Origin of the sequence: Streptosporangium sp. NBC_01469 (assembly GCF_036227305.1) — a bacterium.
Lineage (GTDB): Bacteria > Actinomycetota > Actinomycetes > Streptosporangiales > Streptosporangiaceae > Streptosporangium.
On the sequence record NZ_CP109465.1, the window covers coordinates 3,605,537 to 3,618,784 of the forward strand.

10 protein-coding genes are annotated in these 13,248 nt (G+C 72.3%); 4 read left to right on the forward strand and 6 right to left on the reverse strand.

What is annotated here, in order from left to right; translation table 11 throughout:
• Positions 1 to 15: 15 nt before the first annotated feature.
• The 3 genes from OG587_RS16315 to OG587_RS16325 form a co-directional block, all read right to left on the reverse strand.
• The gene (locus OG587_RS16315; RefSeq protein WP_329091166.1) at positions 16 to 1,716 is read right to left on the reverse strand and encodes a High-affinity nickel-transporter; all 1,701 of its coding nucleotides are present in this window, start codon (positions 1,714 to 1,716) and stop codon (positions 16 to 18) included.
• Between the two features lie 140 nt (positions 1,717 to 1,856).
• Positions 1,857 to 3,152: a tetratricopeptide repeat protein gene (locus OG587_RS16320; protein ID WP_329091168.1), complete on the reverse strand. Its 1,296-nt coding sequence runs from the start codon at positions 3,150 to 3,152 to the stop codon at positions 1,857 to 1,859.
• 77 nt (positions 3,153 to 3,229) lie between these two features.
• The gene (locus OG587_RS16325; RefSeq protein ID WP_329091171.1) at positions 3,230 to 4,612 is read right to left on the reverse strand and encodes a DUF4331 domain-containing protein; all 1,383 of its coding nucleotides are present in this window, start codon (positions 4,610 to 4,612) and stop codon (positions 3,230 to 3,232) included.
• Between the two features lie 433 nt (positions 4,613 to 5,045).
• On the opposite strand from OG587_RS16325, the gene OG587_RS16330 reads away from it, so the two are divergent.
• The 3 genes from OG587_RS16330 (at position 5,046) to OG587_RS16340 (ending at position 9,906) form a co-directional block, all read left to right on the forward strand.
• Complete coding sequence (locus tag OG587_RS16330) at positions 5,046 to 6,773, forward strand: ABC transporter ATP-binding protein (protein ID WP_329091173.1); 1,728 nt, start codon at positions 5,046 to 5,048, stop codon at positions 6,771 to 6,773.
• 338 nt (positions 6,774 to 7,111) lie between these two features.
• Positions 7,112 to 8,767, forward strand: a complete 1,656-nt coding sequence (hutU, locus tag OG587_RS16335) for a urocanate hydratase (RefSeq protein WP_329091175.1) — start codon at positions 7,112 to 7,114, stop codon at positions 8,765 to 8,767.
• A 314-nt stretch (positions 8,768 to 9,081) separates the two neighbouring features.
• Entirely contained in the window at positions 9,082 to 9,906 is an 825-nt protein-coding gene (locus tag OG587_RS16340; RefSeq protein ID WP_329091176.1) for a MurR/RpiR family transcriptional regulator, read from the forward strand.
• Positions 9,907 to 9,950: 44 nt separating this feature from the next.
• On the opposite strand, the gene OG587_RS16345 is transcribed toward OG587_RS16340, so the two are convergent.
• The 3 genes from OG587_RS16345 to OG587_RS16355 form a co-directional block, all read right to left on the reverse strand.
• Positions 9,951 to 10,700, reverse strand: a complete 750-nt coding sequence (locus OG587_RS16345; RefSeq protein WP_329091177.1) for an ABC transporter permease — start codon at positions 10,698 to 10,700, stop codon at positions 9,951 to 9,953.
• A gap of 25 nt (positions 10,701 to 10,725) precedes the next feature.
• Positions 10,726 to 11,685 carry an ATP-binding cassette domain-containing protein gene (locus OG587_RS16350; RefSeq protein WP_329091178.1) on the reverse strand — a complete coding sequence of 320 codons (960 nt, stop codon included), beginning with the start codon at positions 11,683 to 11,685 and terminating at the stop codon, positions 10,726 to 10,728.
• Positions 11,686 to 11,794: 109 nt separating this feature from the next.
• Positions 11,795 to 12,325 carry a PadR family transcriptional regulator gene (locus tag OG587_RS16355; RefSeq protein WP_329091180.1) on the reverse strand — a complete coding sequence of 177 codons (531 nt, stop codon included), beginning with the start codon at positions 12,323 to 12,325 and terminating at the stop codon, positions 11,795 to 11,797.
• A 126-nt stretch (positions 12,326 to 12,451) separates the two neighbouring features.
• Here OG587_RS16355 and OG587_RS16360 point away from each other — a divergent pair, with 126 nt between their 5' ends.
• On the forward strand, positions 12,452 to 13,138 hold the full coding sequence (locus tag OG587_RS16360) for an SDR family oxidoreductase (RefSeq protein ID WP_329091182.1): 687 nt from the start codon (positions 12,452 to 12,454) through the stop codon (positions 13,136 to 13,138).
• The last annotated feature ends 110 nt before the right edge of the window (positions 13,139 to 13,248 follow it).

Sequence of the window (13,248 nt, forward strand, 5' to 3'; positions counted from 1 at the left end):
ACTCACCTCGGGCACTCAGAGGGATCCCGTGAGACTCCGCAGGGCCAGTCCCAGGCCGAGCAGGACGACGACGGCGGCGGTGCCGACCGGGGCGAGGGCCGAGACGCGGGCCGCGAGGCCGCCGCCCGCCGTGGCCAGACGGTCGAGCCGTCCGGTGAGCCTGACCAGGAGCAGCCCGGTGGCGGTGAGCGTACCCGCCATCCCCACGCCGTAGGCCAGGACCAGCGCGATCCCGAACCAGGTGCGGCCGAGCGCGATCGCCCCGAGCAGGACGACGAGCGCCGACGGGCTGGGCACGAGCCCCCCGGCCACCCCCATGCCCACGAGCCCGCCCTTCGAGGGCGCCTTCTCGCTCCCCGTACGGGCCGCTTCTTCGTCTCGCGCCTCCGTCCCGCCGGCAGGCGACCGCACGGCCTCCTCGCCGGGATCGGCCCCCTCCCGCTCCAGCAGCGCCACGGTACGACCCTCCTCGGCGAGCGGACCGGGCCCGTGTCCGAGATGCCCGTGCCCGTGCCCGTGCCCGTGCCCGTGCTCGTGCCCATGGCCGAAGTGGCCGTGGCCGTGACCGTGGCCGAGGGCCGGGGCTTCGCCGGTGCGGTAGGCGCGCCAGGCGGACAGCAGGAGGCGGACGCCCACGGCGGAGATCAGCAGGCCGCTGGCCAGGCCGAGCCAGGCGAGGACCCCCTCTCCCGTGAGCGCGGAGAAGGCGCTCAGCAGGAGGCCGACCACGAGAACGCCCAGGGTGTGGGTGGCGGTCACGGTCGCGCCGACGATCAGCGCGTCACGGGGGCGGCCCCTCCTGCCCGCGAGGTAGGCGGCCATGACGGTCTTGCCGTGACCGGGGATGAGGGCGTGCCCGGCGCCCAGGACCGTGGCCAGTAGGACGGCGAGCAGCCCCAGCGGCAGGGTCAGCGAGTCGGTGCCGATCAGGCCGGTGAACGTACGGTCCAGCGCGGCCAGCGCGTCGGCGATCGGCCCGTCGGGTACGAGCGGGAGCGTGACCGCCACCGATCCGGTCCCCGGGGCCACGCCCAGTTCGGCGGTGCGCTGGTCGAGAGGGCTGGACAGCAGGCCGTCCGGGTAGGCCCGCAGTTCCCGGCTGACGCTGGTGCCCGGCACGGACGACCGCGCCAGCCGTACCCCTCCCGACGCCACGGCTGTGATCTCCCGCCAGCCGATCCGGTCGGCGAGGTACCCGTCGCCGAACGAGATCGTCCCGGTCGCTTCGAGGGGGGTGGCGACGGCGGAGAGACGGCAGGTCAGGCGGGTGGTCTCCAGGCCGCCCTGGCCGGGCTCGTAGGTGAGGGCGCTCTCGGCGACGCGCCAGGGCGTCGCGGTCCCGTTCACCGTCAGGCGTTGGGCGGAGGCGAGCTCGGCGCAGCGGGCGGTGCCGTACGCCGACCGTTCGGAGTCCGAGACCGTGCCCGAGCGGTCGGCGTCCACCGAGGGGCGGGCCTGGAGGGTGGGCAGCTCGGCGCTGTCCACCACCGCCAGGTTCTCCACCAGGTCCGGGCCGATCCGCAGGCCGTTGTAGTGGTTGACGGTGAAGTTGCCCAGCGGGTGCGCGGCCCGCGCGCCGGTCACGGTCGTGCCGGTCGCGGTCGTGGCGGTGGCGGGGGTCGCGAGGACGACGAGCGCGCCCACCGCGACCGCGAGGACCGCGAGGACCGCGACGACAGGGAGGACCGTGCTGAGCACCGCACGCGACGCCTTCACGAGCCGCGACGATCTGGACGTCTCCGCGGGGCCCGGCGCCTTCACGAGCGGTGCTTTCACGAGCGGTGCTTTCACGAGCGGTGCTTTCACGAGCCGCGACGACCTCGGCGCCGTCATCGGTTTCTGGACCTCTGTGCACTTCATGACAACCTCGCGAGGGCGGGAAGGCCGGGGGAGAAGGAGGGGTTGGCCGCGCGGGCGCGGGCGGCGGAGCGTCCCGCCGCCCCGGCCATGCCCAGGGCGCGTTCGATCTCCGCGCGGTGGTGCAGCAGGAGGGCGTTGCGCCAGCCGGTGGCGGTGGCCCTCCTCGCGTACGGCAGGGCCTCGCGGCTGCGGCCGTCGCGGTGCAGGGCCCAGGCCAGGGCGTCGGCGGCGACCACGTTCGGGTTGCGGGCGTACTCGGCCCGCGCGTGCGTGACGGCCAGCGCCGGGGAGCCGTGGTCCGCCTCGTACTCGGCCCAGGTCAGGTCGTCCCTCACCCCGGCCTCCCGGGTCAGGCTCCGCTGTGCCCGCAGCAGGGCCCACTGCTCGGAGGGGTCCCTGCCCGCGGCGGCCAGCACCTCGGCGTACTCGACCACGTACTGGGCCAGGGGCAGCCGCGCGACCACGGTGGCGTAGCGGCCGATCGCCTCGGCCGTGCGCCCGTCGAGCGCGGCGGACCTGGCGCTCCCGGCGAGGGCGGGGACGAAGCCGGGGTCGGCCTCCAGCGCGAGCCGGTACTGTTCGGCGGCGCCGCGCAGGTCACCGGAGTGCAGGGCCAGCTCGCCCAGGTAGTGGCGGCAGTAGGCGACGTCGGCGGGGGAGAAGGCGTCGGAGAGCGCGTGTTCCAGCATCCGGCGAGCCGTCGCCCGGTCGCCCCTGAGCTCGGCGTCGTAGGAGGCCCGGGTGAAGGCCGCGACGCCGGGACGGAGCTCCATCATCCTGTCGACGGCCCGCCTGGCCTCCCCGTACCGGCCGAGCTGGGTGTAGGCGTCGGCCAGCACCGCGTGGGCGCCCTGGCCGTAGGGGTTGGCGGCGACCGAGGAGCGGGCCAGCCGTACGGCCTCGGCGAACTCGTGGCGCCCGGCGGCGAGCGCGGCCAGGCCCGTGAGCACCTCAGGGTCGCCGGGGCTCAGCGCGGCGGCCTTGGCCAGCGCCTTCTCGGCGCGCGGGTAGTGGGACGGGTCGGCGGTGACGCGCGCCTGCTGGATGTGGGCCGCGCCGAGCCGCGCCCAGGCGAGGTGGTCGGCGGGCAGCCGCCGGAGCCGGTCGGTCAGCGCCCTGATCGCGCCGTCGAGGGAGACGGCGGAGCCGGGCGTCTCGGCGAGCTCCACCCGGGCCGTGGCGGCGGGCGCGGGTGCGGGCCGGTTGCCGGGGATCAGCGCGGCCCCGAGGGTCAGCGCCGCGGCCAGGCCCAGCACGGCCGCGGCCGTACGGGCTTTCGCGGAAGTCTTCATGGTCGGCATCCCTCCGGTCGGCACGGGAGCGCGCGCTCGCGCGGGGCCGGGAGGAACCCCGGCCCCGCGCGCCCGCGTCAGCTCGCGTTCACCGACGTGTCGCCCGGCAGCGGGATGTACGGGAACACGGTGCCGAACGGCTTGTCGTTGGCGTCCACCTTGTCGCCCGTGGCCAGCGCGTCGACGAGCTCGCCGGTCTGCGCGGCGCCCGCCATCGCCTGGAGGGCGATGTCGATCACGTCGTCGCCGAGGCGGCGGCCGTTCGGGAAGCCCTGTAGGTCGCCGGCGAGCACGCCGAGCCTGTTCGGGGTCGCCGCGGGCGGGATCGCCATGTTCAGCCGCAGCATCTCCGACGGGCGCAGTTTCCCGGCGTCCTTGTTGAGGCTCTGCGAGTTGAGGTCGGCCTTGATCGGGCCGTTCGCCTTGGCGACGCCGGTGAGGAAGATCTCGACCAGGTCGTTGCGGGGCGTCTTCGGCGCCTTGAGGCCGTAGATGGCCTCCAGGAGCCTGGGCACCTCCGGTTCGGTGACGCGCTTGACGACGGCGGGGATCCCGGCGTCCTGGTCCGGCCGTAGCGCGTTGAAGGCGTCCTTCAGCCCGGCCGGGACCACGACCTCGTTGACCAGCGGCTGACCGAGGCGGGAGACCTGGACGAAGCCCTTCGGGCTCCACTTGTCGACGGTGGACCAGACGCCGACGACGGGGTTGCGCTTCGGGTCGCCGCGCAGCGCGATCTCGTCCTTGGGCAGCTGCAGGGCGAGGCTGTGCACGTTGTAGCCCTTGAGCGTGTCCTGGCCGACCTCGGACAGGTCGCCGCCGTACAGCAGGTCGAAGACCCGCAGGTCGGCGAAGAACGCCTCGTCCGACTGCCCGGCGAACACCTTGCCCCCGCCGGGCAGGTTCCTGACGGCCTGGGCGCGCAGTTTGCCGTAGTCGGGGACGGAGGCGGGACCGGTGTCGCTCGGCGCCACCACTCCGCCTGCGACCAGGGTCCGGGTGCCGTGGGCGGTGCTCCTGGTGAGCTTGTAGCGCTGCCTGAACAGCAGGTTCTTGTCGTTCAGCGAGGTGATCGGGCCGTTGTTGTACAGGAAGGTGTCGTTGCCGCGCCGGTCCTCGTTGCGGAACGTCCACTGGTAGACGACATCGGGCCTGGCGTCGCCGTTGCTGTCGATCTTGATGTTGTAGCGGGAGTTGGTGTCGAACTGGTAGAAGTTCGGCCCGCCGTTCGGCTCCTCGAACGGGATGAAGTTGGCCAGCAGCGTGACGGTGTCGGGCTTGTCGGGGCTGACGAACGCGTACACGTCGGTGTTGTCGTTGCGGGGGTCACCCGCGATCATCGGTGCCTCGCGGTGCGAGGAGGCGGTGCCGGTCTCGGCTCTCAGCAGGGCGAACGAGGAAGCGGTCAACGCCCCTATGACGCCCATGCCGATCAGGGCGCGCCGGTTGATCCGGAGCTCCATGTCAGTTGGTCCTTTCGGCCGCCGGTCACGGTGTGACCGGCCGTGGGTACGGGGGTGGGGAAGGATCCGGCCGGGTTCCTCGCTCCCCATTCGCCGCCGCGCCCTCCCCGGATTGGCGCCGGACGGGACGATTTCCCGGCGCCTTCCACCCGGGTTGTCCTTGTGGCCCCGCCCCCCGTACGACCGGCACCGCGATCCCCCTTCAAGTCAACCTGTATTGACAGCATCGATCGTGTCAACCTACATTGACGTCATCGACTTTCATCTCAGAACAGGGCGAGACGCCCGAGACGGACTCACGCGCGGTAGATAGGAAAAGCGGCCCGAGGCCGATCGCGTCATTTCGAAGGGGGACACATTGGCGGGGGTCACACTGCGGGGCGACGCGGGGGACACAGCGGACCCGGGGAATCCGGGGAATCCGGGGAACACGGTGCCCGAGACCGCGTCCTGGCGGTTGCTGGTCGCGTACATACGGCCCCACCGAAGGGCACTGCTGTTGGGCGGGGTGCTCAGCCTCGTCGGCTCGCTGGCCGGGCTGGCGATGCCGCTCCTGGCCAAGACGGTCATCGACGCCTTCGGCGAGCAGCGCTCCCTGCTCGGCCCGGTGCTCGGCCTGACCGCCGCCGTGCTCCTGGGCGCGGCCATCGGCGCACTGGGCAGTTACGTGCTGGAGCGGATGGGCGAGGGCATCGTCTTCTCCGCCCGCCGCAGCCTGGTCGACCGGATGCTGCGGCTGCGGGTGTCCGAGGTCGACCGGCTCAAGCCGGGCGACCTGATGTCCCGGGTGACCTCCGACACCACGCTGCTGCGGGCGGTGTTCACCAACGGCGTGGTCGAGACGGTCAGCTCGCTGTTCATGCTCGTGGGCGCCGTGGTGATGATGGCGCTCATCGACGGGTTGCTGCTGCTCATCACGCTGGGAGTGCTGGTCGTGGTCGGCGGGCTCGTCAGCCTGATCATGCCCCGCATCCAGCGCGCCTCGATGCAGGCGCAGGTCGCGGTCGGCGAGATGGGCGCGGTCCTCGACCGGGTGCTCCAGGCGTTCCGCACGGTCAAGGCCAGCGGTGCCGAGGAGCGGGAGATCGCCGCGGTGGGCGAGGCGGCCCGCGAGGCGCGCGACCGGGGGATCGCCGTCGCCTGGCTGACCTCGATCGCCGGTGTCTCGGCGTGGGTCTCCGCGCAGCTGGCCTTCGTGGCCGTGCTCGGCGTGGGCGGCGCGCGGGTCTCCTCGGGCGCGCTGGAGGTCTCCTCGCTGATCGCCTTCCTGCTGTACCTGTTCTACCTGGTCGCCCCCATCGGCCAGCTGGTCCAGGGCTTCACGCAGGTGCAGAACGGCCTGGCCGCGGTGAAGCGGATCCGCGAGATCGAGGAGCTGCCCGCCGAGGAGGCGGACGGCGCGGTGTACGAGGTCGGCAGGGCCCCGGCCGGGGTGGTTTTCGAGGGCATCGCCTTCCGCTACGGCGACGACAGGCCGGTCGTCCACGACGACGTCTCCTTCGAGGTGCCCGCGGGCGGGCTGACCGCCCTGGTGGGGCCCTCGGGGGCGGGCAAGTCCACGATCTTCGCCCTGCTGGAGCGGTTCTACGAGCAGCAGGCGGGGACGATCACGATCGACGGCCGCGACATCGCGGACTGGCCGCTCGCCGAGCTGCGCGCCTGCCTCGGCTACGTCGAGCAGGACGCGCCGGTGCTGGACGGCACGCTCAGGGAGAACCTCGTCTTCGCCGCGCCGGGTGTGGACGAGGCCGACATCTGGCGGGTGCTCGCCCGCACCCGCCTGGAGGACCTGGTCTCCCGGCTCCCCGAGGGGCTGGAGACCCGGGTCGGCCATCGGGGGATCATGCTCTCCGGCGGCGAGCGCCAGCGGGTCGCCATCGCCCGCGCCCTGCTGCGCAGTCCCAGGCTCCTGCTGCTCGACGAGGCCACCTCCCAGCTCGACGCGGTCAACGAGCTGCGGCTCCGTGAGGTGATCGCGGAGGTGGCGGCGGAGACGACCGTGCTGGTGATCGCCCACCGCCTCTCCACCGTGGCGGGGGCCGACCGGATCGTGGTGATGGAGGCGGGCCGGGTGCGGGCCGTGGGGACCCACGACGAGCTGCTCGCCGGCGACGCCCTCTACCGTGAGCTGGCCGCCACCCAGTTCCTGCTGCCCACCTAGACCTGCGGTCACCGGCTCGGTTGGGTAAATTCATATCGTTCATAAAGGAATAATTCGGACACCGGGCCGAGGGGCTGATTCGCCGTCCGGCGAACCGGGCATCCCCGCCTGTGCGAAGCCTCTCCTTCGCATCGGAGCGCCCATCGGGCGCGCGCGCCGCATTCGATCACCCGGTCCCGTCCGTGCGGGACGAGGATCGGGGCGTGGCGATCGTTACGGCTACCACCAGGGGGTGCCACGGGCGTGCTGCCCGCGGCACCCCCTTTTCCGGGTTGACCTGTAGCCTCCGGGTGACCAAATATGAATACGTTCATTCATTCCTGAGGGGGAGGTCGGGCATGTCCGGCAGCCGGATTGTGCGCGCGCCGCGCGGCACCACGCTCACCGCCAAGGGGTGGCCGCAGGAGGCGGCGCTCCGCATGATCCAGAACAATCTCGATCCCGAGGTAGCCGAGCATCCGGAACAGCTCGTCGTCTACGGCGGCTCGGGCAAGGCCGCCCGAGACTGGCGCTCCTTCGACGCGATCACCCGTACCCTGACCACCCTGGAGGGCGACGAGACGCTGCTGGTGCAGTCGGGCCGCCCCGTCGGGGTGTTCCGCACCCACGAGTGGGCCCCCCGGGTGCTCATCGCCAACTCCAACCTGGTGCCCGACTGGGCCAACTGGGAGGAGTTCCGGCGCCTGGAGGCCGCCGGGCTGACCATGTACGGGCAGATGACGGCCGGTTCCTGGATCTACATCGGCACCCAGGGCATCCTGCAGGGCACCTACGAGACCTTCGGGGCCGTGGCCGCCAAGCGGTTCGGCGGGAGCCTCGCCGGGACGATCACGCTGACCGCCGGGCTCGGCGGCATGGGCGGCGCCCAGCCGCTGGCCGTGACCATGAACGGCGGCGTGGTGATCTGCGTCGACTGCGACCCCAGGTCGATCGACCGGCGGATCGAGCACCGCTACCTGGACGTCCGCGCCGCCGACCTCGACGAGGCGCTGCGCCTGGCGTACGAGGCCCGCGACCAGCGCAGGCCGCTGAGCATCGGGGTCGAGGGCAACGCGGCCGAGGTCGTGCCCGAGCTGCTCCGCAGGGGCGCCGAGATCGACGTCGTCACCGACCAGACGTCCGCCCACGACCCGCTGATGTACCTGCCGGTCGGCGTGGCCTTCGAGGACATGGCCGACGAGCGCGAGAAGGACCCGGCGGGCTTCACCCGCAGGGCCCGTGAGTCCATGGCCGCCCACGTGGAGGCGATGGTCGGTTTCCAGGACGCCGGGGCCGAGGTCTTCGACTACGGCAACTCGATCCGGGGCGAGGCGCAGCTCGCGGGCTACACCCGCGCGTTCGACTTCCCCGGCTTCGTGCCCGCCTACATCCGGCCGCTGTTCTGCGAGGGCAAGGGCCCGTTCCGCTGGGCCGCGCTGTCCGGCGCCGCCTCCGACATCGCCAAGACCGACCGCGCGATCCTGGAGCTGTTCCCCGACAACGAGCCGCTCGCCAGGTGGATCCGGCTGGCCGGGGAGAAGGTCCACTTCCAGGGCCTGCCCGCCCGCATCTGCTGGCTCGGGTACGGCGAGCGCCACCTGGCCGGGGAGCGGTTCAACGACATGGTGGCCTCGGGGGAGATCGAGGCCCCGCTGGTGATCGGCCGCGACCACCTCGACTGCGGCAGCGTCGCGAGCCCGTACCGGGAGACCGAGGGCATGGCCGACGGCTCCGACGCGATCGCCGACTGGCCGCTGCTGAACGCCATGCTCAACGTCGCCTCCGGCGCCGCGTGGGTCTCCATCCACCACGGCGGCGGCGTCGGCATCGGCCGTTCCATCCACGCCGGGCAGGTCACTGTGGCCGACGGCACCAGGCTCGGCGCCGAGAAGCTCAACCGGGTCCTCACCAACGACCCGGGCATGGGCGTCATCCGTCACGTCGACGCCGGGTACGACGAGGCCGTCACCGTGGCCGAGGAGCGGGGCGTCCGCGTCCCGATGCGCGAGTCCTGACGCGCGAGTCCTGACGGGACGCGCGCCGTGACCGGGGCATGCGAGTCCTGCCCGGCCCGCTGTCGGCCGGGGGCATGCGAGTCCCGGCCGGCCCGCTGTCGACCGGCGACATGCGAGGTCCGGCCGGCGCGCGTCCTGACCGGGTATAACCGGCTTTCTGCTGGTTCGAACGGGCGCCGATTCGCGTACCGCGTCCCGATCGGGGGGCGAATCCTCCGGGCGCCGCTCGCTCCCTCCCGTCCGGGTGTATGAACGACAGCGGGGCGGGACGGGGGAGGGGAATGCTCGTGGGTGTTCGAGCGGTTGGAGGGGGCGTGGGTGACGGACTCGATCGGCTTCTGGAGGGGCGGCGGCTGTCGCCCGTGCAGCGGCGGATCGCGCGCTATCTGGGTGACCACCTGTCCGAGGCCGTCTTCCTGTCCAGCGTGGAGCTGGCCGACCGGGCCGGGGTCAGCCAGCCGTCGGTGACGAGATTCGCCATGGTGCTCGGTTTCGCGGGATACCCCGAGCTCAGGCAGGCGCTGCGGCCCCTGGTCGTGGGCGGCAGGAGGCCGTCGCGGGCCAACGACCTGCAGACCGCGATCGATGTGGAGATCGACAACCTGCGGAGCGTGCGCGACGCGCTGAGCGACCCCTCCGACCTCGCGGAGCTGGGCGCCAACCTGGCGGGATGCGAGCCCCTGCCGGTGCTGGGCCTGCGGGTGTCGAGCGGGCTGGCCACCACGTTCGCCTACTTCGCGCGCCGGATCCACCCCGACGTCCGCCTGCTGACCCACGGTGGTTCCGAGCTGGCCGACGGCCTGTACGCCGCGCGCCGGGCGGGGGCGGCCTGGCTGGTCGCGGTGGTCCTGCCCCGCTACCCGGCCGAGGCCGTACAGGCCCTGCGGAGCGCCCGCGACCTCGGCCTGCGTACGGCGGTGATCACCGACCGGCGGGACGTGCCCTTCGAGGCCGACGTGATCCTGGCCGCCCCCGTCGGCGAGCGGCTGGTCTTCGACTCGCACGCGGGGCCGCTCGCCCTGGCCATGGTGCTGGTGGAGGCGATGGCCGACGCGGCGCCGCTGCGCACCCAGGCCCGGCTGGATGAGTACGAGCGGATGATCGACCAGGCCGGGGTCTTCACCGAGCAGCTCGACTGACGGCACGGGGGCTCCACCGGGCGCCGTGGAGCCCTCGCCGGGGCCTATCCGGCGATCCGCCTCATCGAGGCGACCGACCAGCGCAGGCTGATCGCGGACAGGGCCAGGATGAGGCCGAAGGCCAGCGGGATCGAGCCGTCGGAGAAGTCGCCGTCGAACAGCGCCCGGCCGGCCTCGACCGCGTGGTAGAGCGGGTTGAACTGCGCGACCGCCCGCATCCAGTCGGGGGCCAGCGACATGGGCAGCATGATGCCGGTGAGCATGATCAGCGGCAGCGCGAAGAACTGCATGATCTGCGACATGCCGTTCTCGTCGCGCAGCGCCAGAGCCATGCCGTACGACAGGCCGGAGGCGAGCAGCCCGGTGGCGGCCATCAGCACCAGCATGAGCGCGAGCCCCGGCAGGCTGGCCCGCATGCCCATCAGTGTGGCCAGCGCGATCACCAGCAGGGCCTGGACGACCAGCACGATCATGTCGCGCAGGGTGCGGCCCAGCACGATCGCGGGTCGCCAGACGGCGCTGACCGCGAGCCGTTCCAGGTAGCCGTTGCGGATCTCGTTGATCATGCCGAAGCCCACGAAGAGCGAGCCGAACAGGGCGATCATCATCATCACGCCGGGAGTGAACATCCGCAGCGTGTCGCCCATGGTGCCGCCCGCGTTGGTGTTGGCCACCAGCGGCGCGAAGAGGATCAGGTACAGGACGGGCTGCATCAGGCCGAACAGCGGCCAGACGGGGTTGCGCAGGGTGGCCCTGAGCTCGTAGCCCAGGAACAGCATCGTGTGTCGGAGCACGGGGGGTCCTTGTCGTCCTAGTTCGCTAGTTCGCGTCGCGCAGGGAACGGCCGGTGTGGCGCAGGAACACGTCGTCGAGCGTGGCCCGGTCCAGGGAGATCGACCGGATCGGCAGCCCCCCGGACTCCAGGACGCGGAGCAGGGCGGGCAGGTTGTGCTCCCCGTCGTCGAGGTAGGCGCGCAGGACGTCCTCCTCCTCGCGGACCTCTCTGACGTACGGCTCGGCGTCGAGGAGCGTCCGCGCCTCGGAGGCCCGGTCGAGGCGGAGCGTGACGACGTCGCCCGCGACCTCCTTCTTGAGCTCGGCGGGGGTGCCCTCCGCGACGACGCGGCCGTGGTCGATGATGACCAGCCGGTCGCAGAGCGCGTCGGCCTCCTCCAGGTAGTGGGTGGTCAGCAGCACGCTGGTGCCCCGATCGCGCAGGGAGCGCACCTCGTCCCACAGGTTGGCGCGGTTCTGCGGGTCGAGGCCGGTGGTGGGCTCGTCGAGGAAGAACAGCGGCGGGTGGTTGACCAGGCCGACGGCGAGGGCGAACCTGCGCTTCTGACCGCCGGACAGCGTCCGTACGGGACGGTCGGCCAGCTCGGCCAGGTCGAAGGCGGCCAGGAGCTCGTCGCTTCGCGCCTTCGCCCGCGCGCGGGACATGCCGCCGATCCTGGCGGCGAGAACCAGGCCCTCGCGGCCGGGGGAGTTCTCGTCCACCCCGCCGCCCTGGCCGACGTAGCCGATCTTCTCTCGCACCCTGGCCGCCTCGGTGACCACGTCGTGGCCCGCCACCCGGGCGGTGCCGGAGGTGGGGGTCACGAGGGTGGCAAGCATCCGGATCGTGGTGGTCTTGCCGGCCCCGTTGGGGCCGAGGAAGGCGAAGATCTCGCCCTCGGCGACGGACAGGTCGACGCCTTTGACGGCCTCGACCTCCCGGGGACCGTCTTTGCCACGCCTGGTGGTGAAGGTCTTGCGCAGGTCGTGCGCTTCGATGATCATGACTCTCCGTCGTGGGGGGGAGGGGAAGAGTTTCGGGGAACCGCGGCGGCGGCTCAACCGGATTTCCGGCCCGGTGGTCTTCCGGGGGCCGGTGTCCCGGGGCGGGGTCTCAGGGGAGTTTTCCGGCCCTGACATCCGCGACGGACGCCTCGATCCAGTCGAGCTGCGCCTGGAACTGGAGGATGTTGAGCCGGAGGCACTCGTCGATGTGCCGGGGGGCTCCGTAGCCCTGCTTGCCGCCCAGTGCCCGCCGCATCATCGAGATCGACGCCCGCAGCTGCTCGGCCCTCGCCTCCATGGCGTTGACCAGGTCGGCCGGGGGAAGGCGGTCCATGAAGGTGAGCGCGACCTGGAAGGGGTCGACGATCGGCTTCACGAACCACCAGCTGTTCATCAGCTGCTGGTGGAATTCGGCCCGTCCCGCCTCGGTGACGCCGTAGACCGTCCTGCCGCCCCTGCCCTGCTCGACGATCTCCAACAGTCCCTCCTCGGCCATCTTGGCCAGGCCGTGGTAGATCGAGCCGTAGGCCACGTTGGCCCAGCTGTCGGCGCCCCACAGCTCGAGGCGGCGCCGTACCTCGTAGCCGTGCAGCGGGCCGTCGAGCAGCACGCCGAGCAGCAGGGTCCGGGTGGAAGACATATTCAAATTTATATTCAAGTTTGAGTAAAGTGTCAAGCATGCGAGAGATCAGGCGTGAGGACGTCCTCGCGGTGACGCCGGAGCGTCCCGGGCCGGAGACGTTCCGCCCAGAGTAAAGTGATCAACATGCCCGCACGCCCTACCGCGCTGGTCACCGGCGCCTCCAGGGGGGTCGGCGCCGCGATCGCCCGCGCCCTGGCTCCCACGCACGACCTGATGCTCGGCGGTCGCGACCCCGAGGCGCTGGCCGAGGTGGTCTCCGGCCTGCCCGGCGCGCGGTCCTGGCCGGTGGAGCTCACCGCCGTCACGGAGGCCGACGTCGCCGGCGTCGACCGGCTCGACGTGCTGGTGCACAGTGCGGGCGTGGTGACCCTGGGACGTGTCGAGGAGACCCCGGCCGAGGTGTGGCGGCGCACGATGGAGGTCAACGTGATCGCGGTGGCCGAGCTGACCCGGCTGCTGCTGCCCGCGCTCCGCGAGGCGCGGGGCCACGTGGTGCTGATCAACTCCGGCGCGGGGCAGCGGACCAACCCGAACTGGGTCTCCTACGCGGCCAGCAAGCACGCGCTGCGCGCTTTCGCGGACGGGCTCCGCCTGGAGGAGCCCGAGCTCCAGGTCACCACGATCTACCCGGGGCGGATCGCCACCGACATGCAGCGCGAGCTGCGGGCCGTCGAGGGCGGTCCCTACCAGCCGGAGAACTACCTCGACCCGGACTCGGTGGCCAGGGTGGCGCTGACGGCCCTGACCGCGTCCCCCGACGCCCACATCACCGAGATCACCGTCCGTCCCGCCGCCGGACCTCCGAACTGAGAACGGCGTGGCGGGCCGAGGGCGCGCCGGCGTCGAGAGCGTGGCGGGCCGAGGGAGTGCCGGGTCGAGGCTGAGAAAACGGCGGGCCGAAGGGGTGCCGGGTTGGGAGA

What these genes read in the sequence shown, in the direction of transcription:
- OG587_RS16320 (WP_329091168.1), bottom strand. Translation starts at nt 3,152, where the DNA reads ATGAAGACTTCCGCGAAAGCCCGTACGGCCGCGGCCGTGCTGGGCCTG.
- OG587_RS16325 (WP_329091171.1), bottom strand. Translation starts at nt 4,612, where the DNA reads ATGGAGCTCCGGATCAACCGGCGCGCCCTGATCGGCATGGGCGTCATA.
- hutU (WP_329091175.1), top strand. Translation starts at nt 7,112, where the DNA reads ATGTCCGGCAGCCGGATTGTGCGCGCGCCGCGCGGCACCACGCTCACC.
- OG587_RS16350 (WP_329091178.1), bottom strand. Translation starts at nt 11,685, where the DNA reads ATGATCATCGAAGCGCACGACCTGCGCAAGACCTTCACCACCAGGCGT.
- OG587_RS16355 (WP_329091180.1), bottom strand. Translation starts at nt 12,325, where the DNA reads ATGTCTTCCACCCGGACCCTGCTGCTCGGCGTGCTGCTCGACGGCCCG.
- OG587_RS16360 (WP_329091182.1), top strand. Translation starts at nt 12,452, where the DNA reads ATGCCCGCACGCCCTACCGCGCTGGTCACCGGCGCCTCCAGGGGGGTC.